Raw genomic sequence first — 23,783 nt, forward strand, 5'->3', positions numbered from 1 at the left:
CCCCCAGCTCAAATGTAAGTATCCAGATGGTCAGGGGGAATCTCCTAGAGCTAAAGGGAAACTTGCTGTACACTCATTATTATAGCTGGCCTATTGGCTAAGGAAAACAGCAGCTTAAAGACAAAACCCTATAAATAGACAAAGTTTAGTCGCATACTATATATATAGGGAATCTAGCCCAAAGCAAAGGGCGAGGGTCCAGAAGGGCGCGAAGCGCCCGCGGCTGAGGGATGGAAAGCAGTGGCCCGAAGGGCCAGACCTAGCCAAAAAGCGCTTTACGCTTTTTGGCGCAGGGCCGAGCAGAACTGCGAGCTGCGACACAGCCCGACCCGCCCGCAGGGCGGGGCAGCCCCCAAAAAAAACATCAAAAAACATCCATTTTCTTAAAGATGCCATAGTTATGGCCTAGGCATGAAGTCTGGGAGAGCCGCCTGCCATTAAGCGGTGGTTAGAAAGGGCCAAAAAAGAGGGCCTTCCAGAATATTTTTAGCAATCAGCAGTCTATTTCTTAGCGAAGTCTTATCTTCAGTAGAAAGGCAGCCTAGCCTTGGCCGCCTAAGCAACAGCAACAATCCTCTAGCAAGATGAAAGAAGAAATCTTCGCCCTTAAACATATCTATAAGCGCTTTCCTTTGGGCGAAGGAGAGTTTACGGCCCTAAAAGACTTGAGCCTAAGTATGCAGGCGGCAGAATTTGCGGGCCTAGTCGGTCCCTCGGGCTCAGGTAAAACCACCCTGCTCAATATTATTGGTGGCTTGGACCAACCCTCGGAGGGAGAGGCTATTGTTTTGGGCCAAGATGTGGCCAAAATGAGCGCCAAGGCGGCGGCTAACTTTAGGAACTTAGAGCTGGGGTTTATTTTTCAGCAATTTAACCTTCTGCCCGTCTATACTGTTTTTGAAAATGTAGAGTTTCCCTTACTGCTCCAAAAAAAGAGCAAGGCAGAGCGCCAAAAAGCCGTAAAAGAAGCCCTAGAATGGTTGGGCATTGCGCATTTGGCCAATAAAAAACCCGATAAATTATCGGGCGGAGAGGGCCAAAGAGTGGCCATTGCCCGCGCTATTGTCAAACGGCCCAAGTTAATCTTGGCCGATGAACCCACCGCCAACCTAGATGCCGCCAATGCACATAATATTATGCGTCTGATGCGCCGCCTGAATCAAGAATTAGGCACGAGCTTTCTATTTTCTACCCATGATGAGAAAGTAATGGCCTACCTAGAGCGCATCATCCATCTTCGAGACGGAGAAATCGAAAAGGATGAGGCCAAAACTCCTAAAACAGTAAGCGAATGATAGCCTGGACCTTAGCCTATCGGAATCTGAAGGGGGCTGGCCTGCGGACCTGGCTCAATGCCAGCATTCTCTCCCTCGTTTTTGTCTTGATTCTCTTTATCAATGGTCTGTTAGACGGCTGGAACCAGTCGGCCAAACAGGATAGTATTGCTTGGGAGTTTGCCGCGGGGCAGTATTGGGCCCAAGGATTTGATCCCTTGGATCCCTTTTCTTATCAGGAGGGCCTAAAGGATTGGCCCAACAGCCTAGAGGGAACGCCTATATTATGGCGGCAGGGCAGTATTTATCCCGATGGCCGCATGTATCCCCTCATCATCAAAGGAATTCCCGCCCAACAAGAACTATTGGCCCTGCCTACGGCTCTTTTGGCCGAAAGTCAGGCCCAGTTTCCCGCCCTCATTGGTCGCAGAATGGCCAAAAACTGCCAGCTCCAAAAAGGTGACCGTCTTTTGATGCGCTGGCGAGACCAAAAAGGCAGTTTCGATGCTCAAGAAATAGAAATAGTGGGCGTTTTTGATAGCCCGCTGCCTAGCGTGGACCAAGGGCAAATTTGGGTAGAGCTCTCGAGCTTGCAAGCTAAAACGGGCCTAGAAAACAAAGCTAATATTTGGGTGTCCGCCAAGGCTGAACCGCAGTCAGTGGCAGGGGCCAATTGGCAAGAGTTGGAGATCCTACTGGCCCCCATCAATAAGATTATTGAAGCCAAAAAAGGCAGCTCGCAGTTTAGCTATTACATTTTGTTGGCCATAGCCCTTTTGGCCCTTTTTGATACCCAGGTCCTGTCTATATTTAAGCGGCAAAAAGAAATTGGGACCTATATCTCCTTAGGGATGAGCCCAAAAGAAGTTCAGCTGCTCTTTACTTTAGAAGGAGGGCTATATGCCATCTTGGGCCTCTTCTTGGGCGGTTTATATGGGGGGGCATTGCTCTATTATTTGGCCCAAAACGGCATCCCCATGCCCGAAATGGCCGATGAAATGGGGGTGAGTATGGGCAAGGCCATTTATCCGGTCTATAGCTGGGCCCTCATTCTAAAAACGAGCTTGATTATTTTAGGCAGCTCTTTTCTGGTCAGTTATTGGCCCGCAAGGAAGATCGCTCGGATGAGCCCCGTTGCCGCCCTAAAAGGAAAATTACAATGATCTACTTTCTACTTAAAGGCATTTGGCGAGATCGTTCTCGCAGCTTTTTCCCCATCTTGGTCACGGGCATGGGGGTATTGCTCACGGTCTTCTTGTCTGGGTTTATGCAGGGGGTGTTTAATGATATTATCGAGCAGAATGCCCGCCTAGAGACGGGGCATCTCAAAGTGATGAGCCGGGCCTATGCCGAGCTAGCTAGCCAAAAGCCCAATGACCTGGCCCTTTATGAGGCCGACAGTCTGCTGGCCCATTTGCGGCAGGAGTACCCTGAGCTTATCTGGACGCCCAGGCTTCGCTTTGGTGGGCTAGTAGATTTGGCCAATGCTCAGGGGGAAACGCAGGCCCAAGGTCCCGCCAATGTAACGGCCCTAGACCTTAGCCATCCTAGTTTGGGAGAGGCCCAAAGACTGAACCTGCAAAAATCTCTATATAAAGGGCGTTTGCCAGAACAGCCGCAGGAGGTCCTGATGGGGGAGGAATTTGCTAGGCGCTTGGGCATAGAATTGGGCCAAAGTTTCAGTTTGATGGGCAGCACGATGGAGGGCAGCATGAGCTTTAGAAACTACCAATTGGTGGGCGTCATTCGCTTTGGGGTGCTGGCCATGGATCGCAGCAGCCTCATCATGAATTTAGCCGATGCGGAGGATTTTCTGGATATGCAAGATGCGGCGGCAGAGATCTTGGGTTACTTTAAGGGCAATAGTTATTCGGCAGAAAGGGCCAAGAGCATTGCAGCGGCCTTTAATGAGAAGCAAGCGAAGAATCCCGATGAATTTGCGCCTATTATGCTTCCGCTCAGGGCACAAAACAACCTGGGCCAATATGTAGACTATGCGAATAATATGTCTACTTTAATTATAGGCATCTTTGTGCTGGCCATGTCTATTGTCCTTTGGAATATGGGCCTTTTAGGTGGCTTGAGACGCTATAAAGAGTTTGGTATTCGCTTGGCTTTGGGCGAGGCCAAAGGGCAGATATATACGGCCCTTTGTATAGAGTCTCTACTCATTGGTGGCTTGGGCTCTTTTTTGGGCACATTAGTCGGGCTGGGGCTTTGCTACTACCTACAACTATATGGTATTGACCTAGATGGGGCTTTGGAGCAATCTAATGTGATGATGCCTTCGGTCTTTAGGGCTAAATTAACAGTAGAGCTGCTCTATATTGGCTTTATTCCGGGCCTTTTGGCCAGCCTTTTGGGTAGTATGCTAGCGGGCTTGGGCATCTATCAAAGAAGCACCGCCAATTTATTTAAGGAATTGGAGGCCTAGAAATTGGTCCAAAGGGCCGAAGGCTAGACCGAGCCCCAAAAAAACAAAACAGAAAAGAGATGCAAAAAATATTATGTAGCCTTGTGTTAAGCCTCTTTATGATGGCGCCAAACTGGGCCCAAACGGCCAGTGAGATCATTGCCAAGATGGATGAAAACATGAATGCCAAGACGCAAATTAGTCGCAGTCAGATGGTCATTCATGGCCGTCGAGGCAGCCGAACCGTAGAAAGTCGAACGTATTCGGAGGGGAGCCAAAAGGCCTATACCGAATACCTGGCCCCGGCTAGGGAGCGAGGGACCAAAATGCTTAAGTTAGGCGATCGCCTATGGATTTATTCGCCTGCAACGGATCGGAGTATTCAATTATCGGGGCATATGCTTCGGCAGTCGGTTATGGGCTCTGACCTTTCTTATGAGGATATGATGGAAGACCGAAAACTGCAAGAGATCTATAGTCTGCGTTTGTTGGGTGAAGAAGAACTGCAGGGACAGCAGGTCTGGGTTTTGGAGCTATTGGCCAAGGTAGAGGGTTTGAGCTACCCCAAGCGAAAAATTTGGGTAGATCAGGGCTATTATGTCCCCCTAAAAGAAGAACTATATGCCAAGAGTGGCCAACTGCTCAAGGAATTGACCTTCTCGGAGGTCAAGGCATTTGGCGATCGTTATTACCCCACGGTCACGCATTATAAAGATGCCTTAAAAAAGGGCAAGGGGACCGACTTTATTCTTTTGGAGCTAGCCTTAGATGAAGCGATTCCAGAATATTACTTTAATAAAAGCGTATTGAAGCGCTAGCAAAGAAAAAGGGCTGTCGGAGAATTCCGACAGCCCTTTTTGGCCTTATCATCTAGCCTTTAGGCATCTGATTTTTTTTGAGGGGCTTCCTCTAGGCGGCCCACCACTTCTTTAGCGAGGGCGAGATAATCTTTGGCGCCATTAGAAGACTTATTATACTCAAAGATATCCTTATGCTGAGAGGGGGCTTCGGCCAAAGAGACATTGCTACGAATCTTGGTTTTGAATACCTTATCTCCAAAATACTTCTTGATGGTGCTCACGATATCGCGATTAAGAATTTTGCGGCTATCGTACATGGTAGCGATTACGCCGCCCATCTTTAGTTTCTTATTGAGGCGGAAGCTGACCTTATCGGTAATCTGTTTGATCTTGGCGAGTCCTTGCAGGGCCAAAAATTCAGTTTGCACGGGAATGAAAACAAAATTACTGGCGGTGAGTGCGTTGAGGGTCAGCAAGCCGAGCGAGGGTGGGCAATCGATGATGACATAATCATATTCCTCTTGAACGGGCTCAAAGAGTTCTCGGAGGATATACTCTCGGCCGGGCTCATTGATGAGTTCCATTTCGGCCCCAGAGAGGTCTAGCGAAGAGGTGATGACATCAAAATCCTCCTTCACATTATAGGGTTGGAGTTCTGCATCGCCGCGCATATTTTCATAGATCGTCACTCTTTGTCTAGGAATACCCAGAGAGATCGTCAAGTTAGCCTGAGGATCGAGATCGACAAGCAGTACTTTTTTATTTAATTTGACCAGGGCGGCGCCTAGGTTGATCGCAGAGGTAGTTTTGCCAACGCCTCCTTTGTGGTTCAATAGGGATATGATAATACTCATGGTCTTCTTATTAGTCTTTACTAAATTGCTAGCATTCTGCTAAAAGCGATAGGCTAGCCCGCCCAAAATAGTAAAAAAATATCTTTTTGCGCTTTTCGCTCTTCATAATTTGCGGCTAGAGGGACTAAAGCAGGGGAGAGGCAAAGCATTTCAAAATCGAAAAAAGTATTAGCTTTGGGCCATGAAAGAGACGATAGAACAATTAGACAAAAAATACATGAGTCGGGCCATCTCTTTGGCTCGTTTGAGTGGGGGGAGTCAGCAGCCGAACCCCAGAGTGGGGGCCGTGATTGTGCATCAGGGGCGCATCATTGGGGAGGGTTTTCATCAGAAGGCGGGAGAGCCGCATGCGGAGGTCTTGGCGGTTCGTTCGGTCCAAGATCAGTCGCTTTTGGCCCAATCGACCATCTATGTGACCTTAGAGCCTTGTTTTCATCATGGCCGAACGCCCCCCTGTGTAGATTTGATTGTGCAGCATAAGATTCCAAGGGTGGTCATTGCTCAGGCGGATCCCTTTGAGAAGGTGGGCGGCAAGAGCATTGCTCGCTTGAAGGCTTTGGGGCATGAGGTGAAAGTAGGGGTTTTGGAAGAAGAAGCGGCCTGGCTGAATCGACGTTTTTTTCGGCATATAGGGCAAAAACGCCCCTATATTGTCCTCAAGTGGGCCTGTTCCCTAGATGATATTATGGGGAGAGAAGGGGAGAACCTTCGAATCTCCAACCCCATTTCTAGTCGGATCAACCACCGTTGGCGCAGCCAGGAGTCGGCTATACTTGTGGGCCGAAAAACAGCAGTGGTAGACAATCCCGCCTTGAGCAATCGCCATCATTTTGGTCGGCAACCGCTGCGGATGGTTTTGGACCGAGAGGGGCAGTTGCCTAAGGGGCTACAACTATTTGATGGACAGCAAGCGACAAGAGTGTATCGGGCCATTCCGCCCGCTTTAGAGCAAAAGAACCTCAGCTTTGTCCAGCTTCCCTATGAGCAGCTTTTGGAGGAACTTTGCGCCGATTGGCAGCAGCTAGGCCTACAATCGGTCTTAGTGGAGGGGGGCGCACAGCTTTTGCAGAGCTTTCTGTCGGCGGGCCTATGGGATGAGATTCGCATTTTGCGATCTTCCGATATTTTGGGCCAAGGCATTGGGGCGCCCATAGCGCCCAAAAACTATTTGAGGAGCGTACAGCCTCTATTTGATAATCGGGTAGAAATTTATTACCGCAACGACTAAACTGTGTTATATCTTCTTTTGAGTATCCTTTGCTCAACCGCTTTGATTACGGTTTTCAAGCTCTTTCCTCGTTTGGGGGTAGACACCTTTGGGGCCATTGTGATCAACTACTTTGTCTGTGTGTTGGCGGGCGGGCTATACAATGGTCAACTGTTTGATTTGGGGGCGCCTTATATGCCCTACGCCTTCATTTTGGGGATCATCTTCATCAGTTGCTTTTATGCGGTGGGTCTGACGGTGCGTTTATTTGGGATAACTATTTCTTCGGTCCTCCAAAAGATGTCGCTTTTGGTTTCGGTGCCCTATGCTATTATTGCCTTTAAAGAGCCTGCGGGCAGCTTGAAAATTATTGGTTTGGGCTTGGCCTTTGCGGCTGTATTGGCCAGCAATTGGCCCGAAAAACTAGCCGAGGGCGATAGCCGAAAACAAGAGCGGCAGCAGTATTTGGCCCAGGGCGGCAGCCTGTTATTGCTTTGGTTTTTTCCCATCTATAGCTTTAGCGGCAGTGGCTTGATTGAGGTCCTTTTGCAGTATGTGCAGCAAAACATTTTAGATGATACTCAGGAAGAATCGGCGGCTTTTACTACGGCCATTTTTGCTTCGGCGGGTTTGGCGGGGGCTGTGGTTTACCTCTATCAATTAGTAAGTGGCAAGGCTTCTTGGTCTTGGAAAAATGTAGGGGGCGGTTTAGCTTTGGGCATCCCCAACTACTTCTCGATCGTCTTTTTGTTGCTGGCCTTCAACGTTTGGGACAAATCAGTTGTTTTGCCCATCAACAACATTAGTATTGTGATGGCCACAGCCTTATTGGGGCTCTTTTTCTTTCGTGAACGTTTGTCAAAAATCAATTATATTGGGGTGCTTTTAGCCATTTTCGCTATCTTATTGATGGCTTATTCTCAATGATTTTGGGGCTGCCCCTCGCTTCGCTCGGGTCGGGCTGTATCGCAGCTCGCAGGTCTGCTCGGCCCTGCAGCCGCCTGCGGCGGCTTGGGTCTGGCCTTCGGCCACTGCTGCCCATCCCTCAGCCGAGAAAGGGCTGGCGGTTCCGCCAGCCTCAGCGGGGCAGGGCTTCGCCCTCCCCAAAAAAGGCCAAGGCCAAGCCTTTCCGATAGTATTTAATTAAAACAGTATAATGAAACAGATTACTTTCTTACTCTTATTTCTAATTTCTGCGGGCAGCAGCTGGGGGCAATACTATGCCTATGGCGGCTATGAATACAGCAGTTTTCAATCCGATGAGCTGTCTGCCATTGTTACAGAATTTAATGAGCGAGAGGGGCATAACTTAGGCGATTTGGGTGCCTTGCATGGCTATCGCTTTGGCTTGGGGCGTTATTCTTATGTAGCGGATGTGGCCTTGGGTTTTGGCTATTTGGGGCGGAAGCTCAGCAGTATCAATCTGCAATTGCTCAAAGAAACGGTAGAACTAGAATACAGCCTTATCTCTGCGGATGCTAGTGTAGGCTTTCGGCCTTTTAAGTCAAAGTTTCATAGTATTGGCGGCAGCTTGCATATGGGCCAAATGCGTTATCGCTATTCTTTTGGGGGCGACTATCTGGTCCCGATAAAGAACTATAATATTTGGGGCGAGCTTTATGCGGAATTGGCCTTTCCTTTTCGCTTTTTGCTAAAAAAAGAGCAACGAGAGCGCTTATTTTATATCTTTAAGATTCGTCCATATTATCGGGCATATCGTCCATTGGACCTCTATGCTTTACAAAGCGATTTCAATTTGGACCAAAATGTCAGCTTTAATGAAATAACACAAAAAGGCGGGCAATTTGGGATCCGTTTGTCTTTGGTGGTTCCTTTTCTGACCAAAGAAGAGCAGGAGTTTTATCGCAGGAAGCCCAAGGCGGCGAAAAAAGCAAAATTAGAAAAGAAGTATAAAATGAAAACAGGCGCCAACTAAGGGGCTTAATGGCCTAGCGATGTGCAGCAGTGCGGCGCAGCCGCAGACCCAGCAAAAACTTGTTTTTTGCGCAGGGCCGAGCGAACAGCGAGCTGCGAAACGTAGCGCAGCAAGGCGAAGCCGCAGCGGAGGCCCCAAAAAAATATTCTTATTCAAAAACTAAAAACGAGCGTATGAAAAAGCTAATTTCTTTGGTAGTAGTGGCCTTAATTGGTTGGATTGTCTATGTGTCTGTATTGGGAACGCCAGAAGACAAGGCGGTTCGCAATAAGTTGTTGGGTTCTGCAAAGGACTTTGGGCAGACGGTAGTGGAGGTCTTTAACCATGAAAAAGACAAGGTAGAAGCGGGCACTTATGATGAGGTTTTGGACAAATTGGACAAGGCCATTGACAACCTCAAAGAGGCCGATAAGGAGCAAGACTACGCCCAGAAATTGAAGGATTTGGAGGCCGAGCGTCAGCGCATTAAAGAAATGCTTGCTGCGGCAGAAGGGGCAAAATCGGCTCGTTCTGCAGAGGATCCCAATGCGGCGGCCCAAAAAGATATTCGCAAATTGGCGGAAGAGGTCGTGAAGGTATCTGAAGAAATGGAAAAAAAGTAATTAGCCTTTATGCAAGCGGCAGAACTAGCAAACTTAAAGCGTTTATTAGCAGCGGAAGAGGGCTGGGAGCTGGGGTTTATCTTGGCGCAGTCCTTTGCTCCCTTGCCTGCTGATGCAGCTCTGGCAGAACTGATTGTTCGGCAGCCAGCGGGTTTGCATTGGGCGGTAGAAACTGCTCAGGAAGCGCTTTTGGGGGCCTTAACAGCCTGGAGTTTGCATTATGAGCCACTAGCCGAACTGCCGCAGCCTTTGGGGTACTTTGCCAATTTGCGCAGCCTGAGTCTGAGCCATAACTACCTGCCTAAATTGCCCGATAATTTGGCAGAACTTAGGGCGTTGGAGCAGCTACAGATCCATTATAATCCTTTGGGGGAGCTGCCTGAAAGTTTGGGGCAGCTCTCTCTTTTGCGTTCGCTTTCGCTAAATAGTTGTAGCCTGAGCCAACTGCCCAATGCTTTGGCCCAGTTGGAGCAACTACAGGCCCTAGTCCTGATGGACAATCAGTTGACGGAATTGCCTAGGGCCTTGGCCCAGCTACAAAATCTGGAGAAGCTGATTGTTCGGGGCAATCGTCTAAAGCGTTTGCCCGAAGAGCTTTGTGCCCTGCCCAAACTTCGGATTTTGGACCTAGGCGACAATCAAATTGATCGCCTGCCTTATAATCTGCCGCAAATGAGTAATTTGCAAATGCTGCATCTAGAGCGCAACCAATTATCGGCCAGCCAAAAGCGCAACCTTAGCCGCCAGCTGAGCGATGTAAATATTTATTTTTAGGAAGAATTTTCCCTCTTATGTCTATATCAGAACAACATCACTACCTCTATTACGGCACCAAAACCAATGCCTCAGAACTTCGCAGCTTTGTGGAGCATATTCTAAAAACCAATGCGCGGATGGAGGAGCAAAATCGCCCCAAAACGCCCATTTGCATTTGGGGAAAGCATGGAATTGGCAAAACGCAGTTGGTAGAAAGCATGGCTCGAGAAAAGGGCTATCAGTTGGCTTATATAGCGCCAGCTCAATTTGAGGAAATGGGCGATTTGGTGGGCATGCCCCGAATTGATGAGGAGGGCCGAACTCGTTTCTCTCCCCCCAATTGGGTGCCTCAAGAAGAAGGGCCTGGCATTCTCTTAATTGATGATGTCAACCGAGCAGATGACCGCATCCTGAGAGGGATTATGCAGCTTTTGCAAAATTATGAGCTAGTGAGCTGGAAGTTGCCCAAAGGTTGGCAGATTGTACTAACGGCCAACCCCGATGGGGGCGATTATTCGGTTACGCCCATGGATGATGCCATGCTTACCCGCATGATGCACATTACCATGGAATTTGATGTGAAAGAATGGGCCAAATGGGCCGAGGAATATGGGTTGGACCCCAGGGGAATTAACTTTGTATTGACCTATCCGGAGTTGGTCACTGGAGAACGGACCACCCCTCGTTCCTTGGTGCAATTCTTTGAGTCGATTAGTGATATTCCGGATCTTTCGGCGGAGTTGGGCCTTGTTCAGCTACTAGCTGATTCGGCTTTGGATAGCAATACGGTGGCGGCCTTTCTCTCTTTTGTCAATAACAACTTGGCCAAATTGATTAGCCCAGAAGATATTCTTAATGCCACAGACTTTAAGAAAGAAGTGCTTTCGCCAATTAAGTCGGTGGTTTCTAAGGGCAGTTTGCGGGTAGATATTTTGGCCACCATTTGCACGCGTTTGGTCAACTTTCTAAATATCAATAGCGTCAAGCCCAACAAAGAGCAATTGCAAAATATAAAGTCCTTTATCAAAATCGACTTCCTGCCCAATGACATCCGCTTGGCGATGGCCCAAGACCTAGTGGCCTCGCCCAACAAGCACCTTAAAGTAATTATGACCGACCCTGAGATTGGCAAATTGCTTTTGCAGAAGATGTAAAACAAAAAAGGAGCTTGACCTTAAGTCAAGCTCCTTTTTCTTAAAATAGAGGCGTATCGATTAGACGATGTACTGCTCCAATTTAGACTTCAATTTAGCCTTTGTAGTCATGCCTACTTGGCGGTCTACTACCTCACCATCCTTAATAACAAGAATAGTAGGAATAGAGCGGATATTATACTTCATAGCAATCTCTTGGTTGCGGTCAATATCTACTTTACCTACAATTGCTTTACCTTCAAACTCTTGAGAGAGATCTTCAATGATAGGAGCAATTGCGCGGCAAGGACCACACCATTGTGCCCAAAAGTCAATAAGTGCTACTTGTCCAGATTCAAGTACTAGGCTATCGAAGTTGCTATTTGTGATTTCCTTGGCCATGATTCAATCTTTGGTTTTAAATATTGTAAATATGAGCCCTTCTCGAGGGCTTTTGATTATTTTGTTGTCGTAACAACGAAATTAGCGATAAAGTTTGAGAACTGAAAACCGCCTAAAATATATTTAACAGATTCCTGCTACTATGTCTAACAAATTTAGCTTTTTCTTTTGTTTTTTACTGCTTTCGCCCAGCTTTATTTTGGGCCAAAACCGCCTAGAAATGGCGCTTAAGGAGTTTGAGCAGGCGCCAGAGCTCCGCTATGCCTCTATCGGTTTTGCCGCTATTGATATCGATAAAAACGAACTGATCGCCAGCCGAAATCCAGAACAATCCCTAATCACGGCTTCTACCATGAAGGCCATTACCACCAGCACGACTTTGGCCCTTTTGGGCGCCAATCATCGTTTTGCTACTTATCTGGAGTATGATGGTTATATCAAGGATGGGGTTTTGCATGGCAATTTGTATTTCAAAGGAACGGGCGACCCCTGTTTGGGCTCTCCTTATATGGAGGATATTCCCAGTTTAGATGATTTGGCCAATGAGTTTTGTGAGGCGGTCCGCAAGGCGGGCATTCAAAAGATCACGGGCCTCATTATTGGCGATGGCAGCTATTACGACAATTCGATTATGGTGCCTACTTGGCAATGGATGGATATGGGTAATCATTATGGGGCTGGGGTTTCTGGCCTCAATTTGCACGATAATCTTTTCTATATGCGCTTTCAACTGAGCGCCAGCCAAAGTCGTGGTCCTAAGTTTTTGGGCTGCGAGCCAGAGGTGCCCGGTCTAGAGGTTATCAATGAATTGGAAACGGGCAAGCCCCGCTCTGGCGATCAATCCTATATTTATACGGCCCCTTATCACCCTCAAGCTTGGATCCGGGGCAGCCTGCCTCAGGGCAGCAAGAAGTTTCGGGTAAAGGGGGCTGCGCCTAATCCAGAGTTGTTTGCAGCGCATTGGCTTTGGCGCTCGCTCAATGCGCAGGGGATTCGCTGTTTGCGCCAACCCGTAACGCATAGAAACTATAAAATGGCTGAAAAGCGCCGCCGTTTTCATACGCATTATTCGCCTCCTTTGGCCCAAATTATTCAGCATGTGAATGAGGCCAGCCGAAATCTCTATTGCGAGTCTTTTCTCAAAACCTTGGGCAAAAAATTTAAGCAAGAGGCCTCTACCGAGGCGGGCATTGGGGTCCTGATGGACTTCTGGCAAAAGCGGGGCGTTTCAACTAAAGGCTTTTTTATGCAGGACGGCTCTGGACTCTCTGCCCGCAATGGTGTACCCGCCAAAACCATGGCCCAAATTATGCGCAAAGTGTATATTGATCAAAAAAGCTTTCCCAATTTCTATAATCTATTGGCTGTGGCGGGTAAAACAGGAACTTTTAAGTACCTTGGCCGCAAAACGGCCCTAGAGGAAAATCTGCACGGCAAAGGCGGCTCTATGAACCGAGTTCGCTCTTATACGGGCTATATCAAAAGCCGATCGGGCCGCAGAATTGCGTTTTCTATTATCGTCAATAATTATAATTGTGCATCCTGGACCATCCGCAAAAAGCTAGAGAAAGTCTTGCTGGCTATGGCCGAATATAATCAGTAGGATTTGGGGCCTCCGCAGCAAGCTGCGGCGCTACGTTTCGCAGCTCGCTGTTCGCTCGGCCCTGCGCCAGCAAGCTGGCTGGGTCTGGCCTGACGGCCACTGCTGCACATCGCTAGGCCAATAGCGCCTGGCTGTATTTATAACTTAGAACTTATGGCAAAATTTTCAGATCATTTGGGGCTTTGGGCCTTTAAAACGGTGCGCTTTAGCTTTCGGCTAACGCCTTTTTGGCTTTTATATGCCTATTCTAATTTTCTTTATTTGGTCCTTTATAAGTTGTTGGGCTACCGCAAGCAGGTGGTCCGCGACAATTTGCTGCGTTGTTTTCCAGAAAAAACGGAAGCAGAAAGGACCAAAATCGAGCGGCAGTTTTATAGCCATCTTTGCGATATCTTTTTAGAGAGCCTTAAGGGCCTAAGCATGAGTGAAGAAGTGGCTAAAAAGCGCTGGAAGGTCGTCAATGGCGATATTTTTGACCCCATTGCCCAAAAAGAAGGGGCGGCCGTTTTGGCTGGGGCGCACTACAACAACTGGGAGTGGGGCGGAGCTGGTCTTGGCTTTCAGACGCCTATGCTCAGTATGGTCATTTATAAGCCTATGGCCAATAAATTGATTGAGGCCGAGATGTTCAAGGGCCGCAGTTTGTCGGGTAATGTGATTGTACCTACCTATGAAACGGCCAAGCAATTTGAGGCGCATCGTTCGCAGTCTCCGCTTTTGGTCCTCATAGCCGACCAAAACCCGAGTAGCGTAAAAAAAGCGCATTGGGTAGAGTTTTTTGGCCAGCAGACGGCCACAATTCACGGCCCCGCCCGCTATGCCCAAGGCTATACTATTCCCATCTATTATTTTGATGTACAAAAAGTAAAAAGAGGAGTGTATGAGGTCCATTTTGAAGAGCTCATTAAGGACCCTCAGGCGCATACTGCCGAAGAAATCAGCCAAATTTACATGGCCAAAGTAGAAGCTCAAATTCGAAAGGATCCCGCCTATTGGCTCTGGTCGCATAAGCGCTGGAAGCACAAGCCGCCGCAGGCTTAGGGCCAAAGAAAAAGGGCAGAAAACCATGGTTTTCTGCCCTTTTTTAGGCTGGAGCGGAGCCTTGTTTTGGTCCTTTTTGCGTCTAGCAGGCCCGAAGGGCCGAGCAGGCTTGCGAGCTGCGACACAGCCCGACCCGCCCGCAGGGCGGGGCAGCCCCAAACCCTTAAATCAGTTCTAAATCTCGCTGTACAACAATGACTTCATAGCGATCTTGGATATGTGCTCGGAGAAAAAGCTTTCCTTTTCGGCGAACTTCTTTGAGGAGATTTTGGACCTCTTCGGTCCAGAAATCTTTGGGGGTTTTGAGGTAGATGGTCCGCAGCTTTTTTTTGCGCCAGTAGGTAATTTCTAGCTTTTGGATCTTGAAATTTTGGCCTTGGATACTGCGGACAAAAAGCGATTCATTTTGGAGGAGCGTCTTTAGTTCCTTTTTTTTGAGTTGGTTGCTTTGGCTGGGGCCCGACCAGAGCAATTGGTACTCTTTTTCTTGGGCCGCATCTAATAATTTATTGAGTTGGAAGCGGATGGGCAGCTCGATCCAGCTTTTGCTTGCTTGGCCATCTTTTAGGGCCGGTTGAAAGCCCTTGATTCCCCTGAGCGTTTGCATAACGGCCTCATTGATGGCTTTATTGACCCCTTTTAGGATTTTGACTTTAGCGATTTGGCCCTCTTCATCCACCTCGAAGGCGGCGACCACTAGGCCCTCCACTTCTTCTTGCAGGGCGGTATCGGGGTAGGGGCAATGTAGGTGAATATATTCTAGGAGTTTTTTGCGGCTGCAATCCTCTTGTTGGGCTAGGCTAATGAGTGGGTCGCTACAAGAGGGGAAAAGTGCGGGGCGATTTTCTTGGGCCCAGAGCGTGGCGGAGAAGAGGAGGCAGCAAAAAAGGCTATAATAAGGCATAGTGTAGAGGTATTGGCCAAAAAAAAGACGGCACAGCCGTCTTTTTGTTTAATTCTTAAACTTCACGTCAATCTCCCACTCCATATCTATGGGATTTCCTTCGGGGTCGGTGCCCGGAATCCATTTGGGCATGAGATTGATTAAGCGGATGACTTCTTCATCGCATCCATGTCCTAGACCTTCTTTTACGCTTGGGGCGCTGATAGAGCCATCTGCTTTTACGGTAAAACTGGCCACGACAGTACCTTGTACATTGGCGTCTTTGGCGGCCTGAGGGTGTTTGAGATTACTAAAAAGAAACTGCAGCATTTTCATATCTGCGCAGTCATAATCTAAGGCATCCTCACAACCGGGAAAGCGAGGCTCTTCTCCTTCTTGGGCGTGTACTTGGCTAAGGCCAAGGCTGCTGATGAGGAAAAAAAGGGCAAAGATTTGTTTCATAATATCGTTTTTTTCTAGGCCCAAAGAGGGGGAGCTGGGCAGTCAGTAGTTCTTAATAAGTCTTATTTTGTAGGCAGAGATTTGTTCTTGCTCTCCTCTCTGAAAATCATACCAAAAAGACCTATTAGTAATATCTATTGTGTGGGCCATTGTCGGCCGAACTGCATTATTTTGCTTTTGCGGTATAATTTAGGGCAAAAATCGCCTCAAATGGCCATATTTGGAATAAAAGTTTTTATTACAACTAATAAATTAGGTATTCCACCTAGGCCCGAATACTGGCTTTTTCCAGTTCAATTTCTCCGGGAGAGCAGTCTCTCCAGGGAACGACCCCCGACCAGGGCCCTATTAATTTGTATTTTCGATCTTGGAATCGGAAGTGCAGGGGCATTTTTTTGAGGCACCAGGCGGCTCTTTCCTTAATTTCTTCATTGGTAATTTCAATATCTTCTAGGGTTACTTTGGTCCCCTCTAATCGTCCTTTGATATTAAAATAGCCAAACATGCGCCCGGCCCGAATCATGCCTGTACCGACAATATCTTGCCCATTGAGGCTGAGTTCTACTTCATAGTAATAGGTTTTGGCAATGCCTCCTTTTTCTTGGGTGAGTTTGCCGGTCCATTTTCCAGAAAGCATCAGGGGGGCCATTACGGCTAGTTCTTTTTCTTGGGCGCTGAGGCTGGGCAATAAGAAGAAGAGGCTAGTCAGCAGTAGGAAGAGTCGCATAAGGCATTATTTTTTTATCCAAGTTTTTGCTTTTGGGGTCGACCAGCTTTGTAGTTGTCCCAAGCTATCGACATAAATGAGGTGAGCTTCTAGATCTTTTTGTTGGGGCAGTAGTTTTTGGGCGCGTTGGAGGCCCATAGCCATGCAGGCGGTAGCCCAGGCATCGGCTCGTCCACAATTGGGGGCAAAAATAGAAGCGCTGAGTAGTTGGCTTTTTTCTGGATAACCCGTTTTGGGGTTGATGGTGTGGGCGTATTTTTGGCCCTCTACTTCATAAAAGTTACGGTAATTTCCAGAAGTGGCCAAACTATAGTCTTTCATCTCGACAATATTCTGAATTTCTTTTAGTCCCGCCTCTGTTTTGGGTAAATTAATGCCAATATACCAGCCTTGGGCGCCTTCCTGATGTCCCCGCAAACGCAGCTCTCCCCCAATTTCAACCATATAGTTCCGAACGCCTTTGGATGCTAAATAACGGCCTAGTTCATCTACGGCATCGCCTTTGGCTAGGGCGCTAAAATCGAGTTCGTTTCCAGCTTTATTTTTATACAAATAGCCTTTGTCTAGCTCTAGTTGGGCAAAGGCACAAAGGGCCCTTAGGCTGTCTACTTTTTGGCTATCTACGGCAAGTACGGGCCGTTTTTGGGTATAGCCAAAGCCCCAATAATTGACCAAAGGCATGAGGCTGGGGTCTAGCCAAGCTTCACTTTCTTGAAATACTTGTTTGGCCAAGAGGTAGTTGCGCAAAAAGTGGGGGTGCTCATCTATTTTTATGCCCTCTTTGGATTGGTTCCACTGACTAATGGTGGAGCTGGGAATATAGGTCGATACTTCGGCATTAATGGCCCCGAGTAGGGAGTCGATGGCTGGACCAAAGTTGCGCCCTAGGCTGTCTTGGTAATTAATGCTGTAGCTGGTGCCCATGGTCTGCCCACTGAGTTCTAAATATCCCGAATTTTGAGGAGATTCGGATTGGCAACTCAGTAGTATTAGGCTAAGGCTGAGGTAGATAAGTTTTTTCATGCTGTTGTTGTTTTTTTGGGGCCTCCCGCAGCTTTGCTGCGGGCGTTACGTTTCGGGGCTCGCAGGTCTGCTCGGCCCTGCGCCGCCTTCGGCGGCTGGGTCTGGCCTTCGGCCACCCCTACACATCACTAGGCCAAGGCGCTTCGCGCCTTTCTGGACCAAAAATGGCCCAAGCTCCCCCAATGGATTCCTTAGGGAATCCATTGGAGGGGAGGGTGGGCGGGTTATATTGATGAATGAGGAGCGAAGCGACGAATACCTTTTTAGGGAATCTGAAAAGCAGCGCTCATATTTTGGCGAATACTTTGGACGATCTGGCTAGAATCATCTCTGTTAAAGGCGATGCCTCGCAATAAATCCGAATAATCTAGGGCTATATTTAAGTTGAGATCTTCATCAAAAGAGCCCGAAAGGGCCAAGGGGAGTTCTACCCAAAGGGTGTCGCTCAGGACATATTGGCTGCTATCGTTGCCCACTACCGCCTGCATTTGGGCCGATTGATAGGCAGAGTTTTCATATAAACTAGCCGTAAAACTACTGCTGAGGGCCAAACTGCTTTCTATCTCATTTGGGGCCAAATCGGCCCAGTCGGCAGGGGCGCCCACCAAAAAGCGGAGGCGATCAAATTCTCTGGCTTGGTCAAAACTGCCCAAATCATACAAAAAGCTATTGTTTCGCCAAATGACAATATCGCTAGGCAAATAACGGCTGCTGCCATTGGCCAAAGGGTAGAGGAGGCTATCTTGTACCTGCCACCATTGGCCACTACTATCGCGGAGGGCAAAGGAAGATACAAAAAAGCGGAACTGCTCTAATTGAAAGCTATCGCCTTGCATATCGGCATACTTACTAGACCAACTAAAGCTGCTGGTATCGGCCCAAATGCCCGAGCGATTGAGGCGCAAATTAAAATACTCGCAACAACAGTCTGTATCGGCCTCGGGGGCGTAGTTCTCGGCAATGGGGTCGGTGCAGCCTTCTTCCAAATCGCAGGAGCTAGCCAAAAGCAATAACCCTAAGGTCCAAAATAAATACTTCATAAATTGTTTATTTCGCTTTAAAACTCCATTCAAAATAGAAGCGAGAGACCAAAATATCTTGTCCATCAGGGCCAGTCATATAGCCCTCTGAAATGATCTCAATTCGCTGGCCCTCTCCAGTATCTATAGCTTTTTGCATACAGGCCTTAATCTCTTGGCCTTGTTCGCAGACAAAGCGAGCTGTTTTATTGACCTTAAAGTATTCGGCTCGCATACCGGTAACCAACATAGACATTTTGGGCCCTTTGTAGAGGAGCATATTGGCCAAAATTCCGGTAGAGAGTTCGGCCGCTGCAGCTTGGGCCGCAAAATAAGTGGATTTAAACGGATTTTTGGAGTACCAGTTAAAAGGCAAATGAACAATAGAGCGCTCAGGCGTTAGGGTTTTCATTTTGACCCCCATAAACCAAGCTGCGGGCAGCTTGCTGAGCAAAAATAACTTTTGCTTGAGGGGCGACAAAAACAATTTCATAAACTCGGGGGCATATTGCCCTAAAATAGGAGCTTGCATAATACAATATGATTGATGGTGATTGATGATGACAAGAGTTGGGATGGGCTGGCGGAATAGCCAGCCCTAGGGCCGCAGGCCCTAAATGGCCTAGCGCTGTGGAGGGGTGGCCGAAGGCCAGACCGAGTTTTGAGCGCAGCGAAAAACGAAGGGCCGAGCGAGCAGCGAGCCCCGCAACATAGCGCCCGCAGCTTAGCTGCGGGAGGCCCCAAAATATCCACTTAAGGATAAAGTAAATACTTTTGGCGCAAGACCTTATACTCTTCTAATTCTTTGGCCCAACGGGCTCGGATTTGCTTCTCATTTTCGCCCTTTTGGATGGCGTTTCGGAGCCAGCTATTGCCCACTAATTTATCGAAAAAAGCCTTTTGAGAAAAGAATTTTTGCTTCAAGTTGGCGGGGGCCTCCTCATAAGCCTTTAAAAAATACTGCAGGGGGATTTGTTTTTGGGCCTGCAGGCTATCGAGGGAAATCAGAGAGAGGTCCTCGCCCCAGCAAAGCTGTTGATTTTGGACCGGAGACTTGGCCCCGGGCATGGGCGCAGGCTTGAAGGAATATTGGCGGCTGGGAAATGCCGGATGGCCATAGCACTGAAACTGTTTTTGGGTGCCTCGACCAACCGAAAATTGGGTGCCCTCAAAAAGGCAGAGCCCCGGATAGAGGTAAATGCTGCGCATATTGGGCAAATTGGGAGAGGGCTTGATGGGCAGCTCATAGTACTTATCATGTCGATAATTGAGGCAGGCCACATATTTCAAATCGCATTGCAGGCTATCGCTCAACCAAAACTCCTCATTAATCATGCGGGCGTATTCGGCCAAAGTAAGGCCATGCACAATCGGGACGGGGTGAAGGCCCACAAAACTGCGCTGCTCCTTTTCCAAAATAGGTCCATCTATATAATGGCCCAAAGGGTTGGGGCGATCGAGGACCAAAAAGGGAATTTTTGCACGGGCGCAGGCCTCCATCATATACGTCATGCTAGAACTATAAGTATAAAAGCGAACCCCCACATCTTGGATATCAAAAATAACGAGGTCCAAATCGGCCAACTCTGCGGCCTTGGCCTTGCGGTTTTTGCCATAAAGAGAAACAATGGGCAAGCCCGTTTTGGGGTCTTTGGCATCTAAAATCTTTTCGCCTCGGTCTGCCGTTCCGCGAAAGCCATGCTCGGGGGCAAAAATCTTTTTTACATTTAGGCCCAGGGCCAACAAGCTATCTACCAAATGCGTTTCCTTAATGGTCGAGCTATGATTGACCAACAAACCTAGCCGCTTGCCTTTGAGGAAAGGGAGGTAGTGGTGCATTTGCTCGGCCCCTGTTTTAATCTGGTTATCAAAGACTTCTGTTTGAGCAGGGGCTTCTTTGGGCGGCCAAAAAAGGAAAATAGGTAGACAAATGGCGACAAAAAGGAAGTAAACTGGGCGCATATTCTAGATTTTGGCTGAAGATAGCGTCTTTTGCCCTTAAAAAAAAGTAGCCCTTTTAGCGACTAAAATAAAATGAGTTCGAGATCTTTGTGCTCTCAAAAAGTAATGAATGAAATTTGGTAAACTGACAGATATCACTAAAGTAGATTTTTCGCTGCCCAATTTGGCCGAGCGAAGCACTGCTCTTTTGGCCAAAGAACAGCCAGAGCAGCCAGCGGTCTATATTGGCTGTACGGGCTGGGCCATGAAGGAGTGGGTAGGGCGCTATTATCCGCCCAAAACAACGCCCAAAGATTATTTAAAAGCTTATGCCGCCCAATTTAATGGCATAGAACTCAATTCTACCCATTACCAATTGCCCAAAGTAGAATTATTGGAACGTTGGCGAGAGGAAACGCCCCAAAGCTTTCGGTTTTCGCCCAAACTGGGCCAAAATATTAGCCATGCCGCCGACCTAGGCATCAATCTGGGCCTAGGCCCAAGCTTTGCCGAACGAATGCAGGAACTCGGCCCCCGCTTGGGTTGGGGCTTTATGCAGTTGCCCCCGCATTTTGGTCCCGCTAAGCTGCCTTTGCTCGAGCAGTTCCTCAAACAATATCCCCAAAGCCTTTTCCCGATCTGTATAGAAGCCCGCCAAGCCGATATCTTTGCAGATCCTGCTGCCCGCAAAGACTATTTTGACCTTTTGCAGCATTATAAAGTAGGCACTTGCATTACGGATGTCGCTGGCCGAAGAGATGTTTTGCATCTGGAATTGACGGCCCCCGTTTTGATGCTCCGCTTTGTGGGCAATGGCCTGCTTCCTAGCGATTACCAAAGAGTAGATGCTTGGATAGAAAAAATAATGAGCCTGCAAACCCAAGGCTTGAAGGAGTTTTATCTCTTTTTGCATGAACCAGACAACCTCCTGGCCCCAGATATTTGTCAGTATATGGCGGAACAATTGGCCAAAAAAACAGATTGGTCCATCAAAATTCCTACACCTTATCAAGACCCTCAACTCCAACTATTTTAATGAAATCTATGCCCTATATCATCCTTATTTTAGCTCTTTTCGTAAGTCATTTAACACAAGCTCAAAATATTAAACTCTACCCAGAAGATAGCGTCTTTGTCGATATCAACGGCGGAAGAGTGTATTTGCTGCATCAGGTAAAGCGCAAACAAACGCTTTACTCCATGAAAAACTTTTACCAAATCAAGCTAGCCGACCTCTATTATTGTAATCCAGGCCTCTCTAAACGTAGCCTCAAAGTTGGCGAAAAACTACGCATTCCCATTAGCGCAAAGGCCATCTTAAGAACTAAACCTCGGCCCTATATTGATAGCAATTATGTGAAGGTGTATTATCAGGTCAAAGCAAATGAAACCCTCTGGCGAGTCGCTCGAAAACATTTTAATGTCCCCGTAGAACTACTCCAAAATCGTAATCAACTTAGCTCAGCCGTCCTCTATGAAGGCCAACGCCTACAAGTAGGTTGGTTCTCTTTAAAGGGAGTTAGTGACAGCCTAAGTAAACATACAGGACTGGAGGGCGCCCTGGCCGAAGAAAACCGAAAGTGGCGAAAAAAGTATGAAATGGGCCTGATGAGAGGCAAAACCGAAAAAATGGAGGAGGGCAGAGCCTGCTGGCCCAAATATGAACAACTTAGTCAGCAAACAAATGGCCTATATGTTCTGTATGATGGCGCCCAAGTCGGAGACGTCATTTTAATCGAAAACCCTATGATTGAACGCCGAATATATGCAAAAGTTCTAGGATCTGTGCCCGATACGCCCTTTGCAAGAGGCTCTATCGTTATGCTTTCTCCTATCAGCGCTCAAGCATTGGGAATCCTTGACGCTCAAGCATATGTGAAAATTAGAAAGCTTGTTAAATAATAGATTTTTAACAAGTTGATATTTGGATTTATTCCTGATAATAAAGAGATTGTGATGATTTTGACGGCTCAAAAGCCTGTGAAAATATAATTTATTAACTATTTTGTGACAACCAACGACTTAAAACTAACCTAACGATCAGAAAATCCTCAATGTCCCCTCATTCAGGATCTGTTTTGCTAACTTAAAAATGGACAGTATGAAGTATAAAAGTTCTTATCTGCTCTTCTTGTTCAGTTGCCTTTTAACCTACTCCTGTAGCTCTGGTAACGATATGGATTTGCTCAACCTCCCTAAAGAAACCGTCTATATTTCCGATGGATTTTTTGAGGATGAAGACCTAGACGGTCAAGAAATTAGTACCCTCACCGAACAAACTCGCCCCAAGGCGGGCCCCCTAAAAATGGCCCAGCTCAACCGCCCCTACAAAAGAAAAAGTAATAAGCCCGAAGAGCTGGCCAAGGCTTCTGTTTGGTATGCCATCAATGCCGTTTATCCAGAGCCTTTTCAGTCGCCAGGACTAGAGGTGCTCAAGGCCGATCTAGACGCTAGCCAACTGGTCATGGATCTCAAAATTTCTTGGCGAGACCAATGGGTGAGCCACCCCTATATCATCAAGGGCCAACTAAAGGTCCGACCCGACGGTAGCCAAGGGAGCTTCCGCATCAAAGAGAAAAACCTAGAGGCCGAAGCCCTAGAACTTACCCATGCCAATAGCCCCGCCCTGATCGAACTGCCACAACTTTAAGATCTGGCCGCTTTCTAAAGGCGCAAAGGTAGCTTTCGTAATTATTATTTACGGAAGCTGCTTTTTTTTTGGATCTTTGGGGCCTCCGCAGCTGCGCTGCGGCGCTATGTTGCGCAGCTCGCAGGTCTGCTCGGCCCTGCGCAAAAAAAGCGAAGCTTTTTTTGCTTGGTCTGGCCCTTCGGGCCACTGCTCCACAGCGCTAGGCCAAAAAAAACGCCTTGCAGGCGCCAAAATGCGGCCTGCGGCCGCAACAAAAAGGACCAAATTCCTTCGCATCACATCAGAACGCTAAAATAAAATGGCAAAAAAAGCAAATTATCAGCTCATCGCAGAAACTAAGGATTTTATTATCGTGAATAAGGCCGCTGGCCTGCTCAGCATTCCCGACCGCTTTCGCCCCGATGAAGTCCCCAATCTCTATCATATGCTAAAAGCTGATTTTGGCGAAATCTATATCGTCCACCGCCTAGATAAAGATACTTCTGGCATTATCTGCTTTGCACGAACAGCCGAAGCACACAAAAACTTAAGCCTTCAGTTTGAAGAGCGGAAAACCAAAAAGACCTACTGGGCACTGGTCCTTGGCCAACCCTATCCAGAAGAGGGCCGCATCGATGCCCCTATCGCCAAACATCCTACTATTGCTGGCCGTATGGCCGTCGCCCGAAAAGGCAAACCCTCTATTACCGATTACTCGACCCTAGAGAGCTTTAAACAACATAGCTTGCTCGCTTGCGATATCTTGACCGGCCGCACACACCAAATTCGCTTGCATCTCAAACATTTGGGCCACTCTTTAGTGGTAGACCCTAGCTACGGAGGCCAAGATCAGTTTTTCCTCTCCGAAATTAAGGGCCGAAAATATCGATCGGCCAAATATGCCGAAGAACGTCCCCTGCTAAAAAGAGTGCCCCTGCATGCCTACCAATTGCAAATTGCAGATCCTAGCTCTGGCGAAAGCTTGAGCTTTCAGGCAGAACCCCCAAAAGATATGCGGGCTACCCTCAGCCAATTGAGAAAATGGGCCAAGGCCTAACTGCTGCTTTGCTCGACTGCG

Annotated in this window: 25 protein-coding genes; 16 read left to right on the top strand and 9 right to left on the bottom strand. The window is 47.8% G+C overall.

Features of this window, described 5'->3' with window-relative positions; genetic code table 11:
- The first annotated feature begins 584 nt into the window (after positions 1–584).
- From SGRA_RS14045 to SGRA_RS14060, 4 genes are read left to right on the top strand one after another with little or no spacing between them, the layout of a single operon-like run.
- Positions 585–1,295 carry an ABC transporter ATP-binding protein gene (locus SGRA_RS14045; RefSeq protein ID WP_015693416.1) on the top strand — a complete coding sequence of 237 codons (711 nt, stop codon included), beginning with the start codon at positions 585–587 and terminating at the stop codon, positions 1,293–1,295.
- On the top strand, positions 1,292–2,437 hold the full coding sequence (locus tag SGRA_RS14050) for an ABC transporter permease (RefSeq protein WP_015693417.1): 1,146 nt from the start codon (positions 1,292–1,294) through the stop codon (positions 2,435–2,437). The genes SGRA_RS14045 and SGRA_RS14050 overlap by 4 nt, the downstream gene beginning before the upstream one ends.
- A complete protein-coding gene (locus SGRA_RS14055) occupies positions 2,434–3,708 on the top strand; it encodes an ABC transporter permease (protein ID WP_015693418.1) in 1,275 nt (424 codons plus the stop codon). The genes SGRA_RS14050 and SGRA_RS14055 overlap by 4 nt, the downstream gene beginning before the upstream one ends.
- A 59-nt stretch (positions 3,709–3,767) precedes the next feature.
- Positions 3,768–4,505 (top strand): outer membrane lipoprotein-sorting protein, encoded by a 738-nt coding sequence (locus SGRA_RS14060; protein WP_015693419.1) that lies wholly within the window; start codon positions 3,768–3,770, stop codon positions 4,503–4,505.
- 59 nt (positions 4,506–4,564) lie between these two features.
- Here the strand turns inward: SGRA_RS14060 and SGRA_RS14065 are convergent, their stop codons facing one another.
- Complete coding sequence (locus SGRA_RS14065) at positions 4,565–5,341, bottom strand: ParA family protein (protein ID WP_015693420.1); 777 nt, start codon at positions 5,339–5,341, stop codon at positions 4,565–4,567.
- A 181-nt stretch (positions 5,342–5,522) separates the two neighbouring features.
- Between SGRA_RS14065 and ribD the strand changes: the two genes are divergently transcribed.
- From ribD to SGRA_RS14095, 6 genes are all read left to right on the top strand, one after another.
- A complete protein-coding gene (gene ribD, locus SGRA_RS14070; RefSeq protein WP_015693422.1) occupies positions 5,523–6,569 on the top strand; it encodes a bifunctional diaminohydroxyphosphoribosylaminopyrimidine deaminase/5-amino-6-(5-phosphoribosylamino)uracil reductase RibD in 1,047 nt (348 codons plus the stop codon).
- A gap of 3 nt (positions 6,570–6,572) precedes the next feature.
- Positions 6,573–7,475 carry an EamA family transporter gene (locus SGRA_RS14075; RefSeq protein WP_245538562.1) on the top strand — a complete coding sequence of 301 codons (903 nt, stop codon included), beginning with the start codon at positions 6,573–6,575 and terminating at the stop codon, positions 7,473–7,475.
- Positions 7,476–7,704: 229 nt separating this feature from the next.
- Positions 7,705–8,484, top strand: a complete 780-nt coding sequence (locus SGRA_RS14080; RefSeq protein WP_015693424.1) for a hypothetical protein — start codon at positions 7,705–7,707, stop codon at positions 8,482–8,484.
- A gap of 173 nt (positions 8,485–8,657) precedes the next feature.
- Entirely contained in the window at positions 8,658–9,086 is a 429-nt protein-coding gene (locus SGRA_RS14085; protein ID WP_148268474.1) for a hypothetical protein, read from the top strand.
- Positions 9,087–9,095: 9 nt separating this feature from the next.
- Entirely contained in the window at positions 9,096–9,860 is a 765-nt protein-coding gene (locus tag SGRA_RS14090; RefSeq protein ID WP_015693426.1) for a leucine-rich repeat domain-containing protein, read from the top strand.
- 17 nt (positions 9,861–9,877) lie between these two features.
- Positions 9,878–10,996 (top strand): AAA family ATPase, encoded by a 1,119-nt coding sequence (locus SGRA_RS14095; protein ID WP_015693427.1) that lies wholly within the window; start codon positions 9,878–9,880, stop codon positions 10,994–10,996.
- Between the two features lie 60 nt (positions 10,997–11,056).
- Here SGRA_RS14095 and trxA read toward each other — a convergent pair whose 3' ends face one another.
- A complete protein-coding gene (gene trxA, locus SGRA_RS14100; protein WP_015693428.1) occupies positions 11,057–11,377 on the bottom strand; it encodes a thioredoxin in 321 nt (106 codons plus the stop codon).
- A 142-nt stretch (positions 11,378–11,519) separates the two neighbouring features.
- Between trxA and dacB the strand changes: the two genes are divergently transcribed.
- Both dacB and SGRA_RS14110 read left to right on the top strand, forming a co-directional pair.
- Complete coding sequence (dacB, locus tag SGRA_RS14105) at positions 11,520–12,980, top strand: D-alanyl-D-alanine carboxypeptidase/D-alanyl-D-alanine endopeptidase (RefSeq protein ID WP_015693429.1); 1,461 nt, start codon at positions 11,520–11,522, stop codon at positions 12,978–12,980.
- Positions 12,981–13,133: 153 nt separating this feature from the next.
- On the top strand, positions 13,134–14,021 hold the full coding sequence (locus SGRA_RS14110; protein ID WP_015693430.1) for a lysophospholipid acyltransferase family protein: 888 nt from the start codon (positions 13,134–13,136) through the stop codon (positions 14,019–14,021).
- A 163-nt stretch (positions 14,022–14,184) separates the two neighbouring features.
- Here SGRA_RS14110 and SGRA_RS14115 read toward each other — a convergent pair whose 3' ends face one another.
- The 7 genes from SGRA_RS14115 to SGRA_RS14145 form a co-directional block, all read right to left on the bottom strand.
- The gene (locus tag SGRA_RS14115; protein WP_015693432.1) at positions 14,185–14,925 is read right to left on the bottom strand and encodes an energy transducer TonB; all 741 of its coding nucleotides are present in this window, start codon (positions 14,923–14,925) and stop codon (positions 14,185–14,187) included.
- 48 nt (positions 14,926–14,973) lie between these two features.
- The gene (locus tag SGRA_RS14120) at positions 14,974–15,366 is read right to left on the bottom strand and encodes an energy transducer TonB (protein WP_015693433.1); all 393 of its coding nucleotides are present in this window, start codon (positions 15,364–15,366) and stop codon (positions 14,974–14,976) included.
- Positions 15,367–15,631: 265 nt separating this feature from the next.
- Positions 15,632–16,093: a hypothetical protein gene (locus tag SGRA_RS14125; protein WP_015693434.1), complete on the bottom strand. Its 462-nt coding sequence runs from the start codon at positions 16,091–16,093 to the stop codon at positions 15,632–15,634.
- Between the two features lie 6 nt (positions 16,094–16,099).
- Positions 16,100–17,116, bottom strand: a complete 1,017-nt coding sequence (locus tag SGRA_RS14130; protein ID WP_015693435.1) for an FAD:protein FMN transferase — start codon at positions 17,114–17,116, stop codon at positions 16,100–16,102.
- Between the two features lie 263 nt (positions 17,117–17,379).
- Positions 17,380–18,156: an MbnP family protein gene (locus SGRA_RS14135; RefSeq protein ID WP_015693436.1), complete on the bottom strand. Its 777-nt coding sequence runs from the start codon at positions 18,154–18,156 to the stop codon at positions 17,380–17,382.
- Positions 18,157–18,163: 7 nt separating this feature from the next.
- The gene (locus SGRA_RS14140; protein WP_015693437.1) at positions 18,164–18,667 is read right to left on the bottom strand and encodes a DUF4442 domain-containing protein; all 504 of its coding nucleotides are present in this window, start codon (positions 18,665–18,667) and stop codon (positions 18,164–18,166) included.
- A 221-nt stretch (positions 18,668–18,888) separates the two neighbouring features.
- On the bottom strand, positions 18,889–20,097 hold the full coding sequence (locus SGRA_RS14145; protein WP_015693438.1) for an exo-beta-N-acetylmuramidase NamZ family protein: 1,209 nt from the start codon (positions 20,095–20,097) through the stop codon (positions 18,889–18,891).
- A 109-nt stretch (positions 20,098–20,206) separates the two neighbouring features.
- Between SGRA_RS14145 and SGRA_RS14150 the strand changes: the two genes are divergently transcribed.
- The 4 genes from SGRA_RS14150 to SGRA_RS14170 all read left to right on the top strand — a co-directional run bounded on the left by SGRA_RS14150 (position 20,207) and on the right by SGRA_RS14170 (position 23,762).
- The gene (locus SGRA_RS14150) at positions 20,207–21,112 is read left to right on the top strand and encodes a DUF72 domain-containing protein (protein WP_015693439.1); all 906 of its coding nucleotides are present in this window, start codon (positions 20,207–20,209) and stop codon (positions 21,110–21,112) included.
- Positions 21,113–21,120: 8 nt separating this feature from the next.
- Positions 21,121–21,978: a LysM peptidoglycan-binding domain-containing protein gene (locus SGRA_RS14155; protein ID WP_245538563.1), complete on the top strand. Its 858-nt coding sequence runs from the start codon at positions 21,121–21,123 to the stop codon at positions 21,976–21,978.
- A gap of 199 nt (positions 21,979–22,177) precedes the next feature.
- Positions 22,178–22,726: a hypothetical protein gene (locus SGRA_RS14160; RefSeq protein ID WP_015693441.1), complete on the top strand. Its 549-nt coding sequence runs from the start codon at positions 22,178–22,180 to the stop codon at positions 22,724–22,726.
- Positions 22,727–23,024: 298 nt separating this feature from the next.
- Positions 23,025–23,762, top strand: coding sequence for an RluA family pseudouridine synthase (locus tag SGRA_RS14170; protein WP_015693443.1), 738 nt, complete (start codon positions 23,025–23,027; stop codon positions 23,760–23,762).
- Positions 23,763–23,783: the final 21 nt, after the last annotated feature.

The sequence above is a fragment of the Saprospira grandis str. Lewin genome (assembly GCF_000250635.1).
GTDB lineage: Bacteria > Bacteroidota > Bacteroidia > Chitinophagales > Saprospiraceae > Saprospira > Saprospira grandis.